Source organism: Streptomyces phaeochromogenes (assembly GCF_001418655.1).
Lineage (GTDB): Bacteria > Actinomycetota > Actinomycetes > Streptomycetales > Streptomycetaceae > Streptomyces > Streptomyces phaeochromogenes.
In genome coordinates this window covers 330-1,375 of record NZ_LIQZ01000179.1, presented here as the reverse complement: position 1 = coordinate 1,375, position 1,046 = coordinate 330, and the positions used below count along the sequence as shown (strand labels likewise).

Here is a 1,046-nt window from a genome sequence, read left to right as displayed (position 1 = left end):
ACGTGCGTACGTCCATTGCCACCGTCTCTCTCAGTGGGGCCCTTACCGAGAAGCTCACGGCCGCGGCGCGGGCGGGCTTCGACGGTGTCGAGATCTTCGAGAACGACCTGCTCGCCAGCCCCCTCACACCCGAGGAGGTGCGGGCCCGCTGTGCCGATCTCGGGCTGAGTATCGATCTCTACCAGCCGATGCGTGACATCGAGGCGGTGCCCTCGGAGGAGTTCGCGCGGAATCTGCGGCGGGCCGAGCACAAGTTCCGGCTCATGGAGCGGCTCGGGGCCGACACCGTGCTCGTGTGCTCCAGCGTGTCGCCGCTCGCCGAGGACGACGACGCGCTGGCCGCGTTCCAGCTGCGGCGGCTCGCCGAACTGGCCGAGGGGTTCGGCATCCGCGTCGCGTACGAGGCGCTGGCGTGGGGCCGCCACGTCAGTACGTACGACCATGCCTGGCGCATCGTCGAGGCGGCCGACCATCCCGCGCTCGGGACTTGCCTGGACAGTTTTCACATCCTGGCGCGTGGTTCCGACCCCAAGGGGATCGAGGACATCCCCGGCGAGAAGATCTTCTTCCTGCAGCTGGCCGACGCGCCGCTGATGGCGATGGACGTGCTGCAGTGGAGCCGGCACTACCGCTGTTTCCCCGGGCAGGGCGGCTTCGACGTCGCCGGGCTCGTCGGCCATGTGATGCGTGCCGGCTATGAAGGGCCGCTCTCGCTGGAAGTGTTCAACGACGTGTTCCGGCAGGCGGAGGCCGGGCCGACCGCCGTCGACGCGTTGCGTTCGCTGCTCGTGCTGCAGGAGAGCGTCGGCCTCACCGAACCGCCCGCCCCCGTCGTACCGACCGGAATCGCGTTCGCCGAACTGGTCACTCCTGACGTCGAACCGCTGTCGGAGATCCTCGAAGCGCTCGGCTTCGCCCGCACGGCCCGGCACCGCAGCAAGCCGGTCGACCTGTGGCAGCAGGGTGAGGCCCGGCTGCTGATCAACACGGGTCCGGCCGCACGACGGGACGGTACCCAGCTGGCCGCCGTCGGCCTGGAGTCCCCG

The 1,046-nt window shown here is 69.7% G+C and carries 1 protein-coding gene; it reads left to right on the top strand.

Annotated elements, in window-relative coordinates:
* Positions 1-2: 2 nt before the first annotated feature.
* Positions 3-1,046, top strand: a 1,044-nt coding sequence (locus tag AOK17_RS24265) for a sugar phosphate isomerase/epimerase and 4-hydroxyphenylpyruvate domain-containing protein (protein WP_245697332.1), incomplete at its 3' end; no start/stop codon positions are given.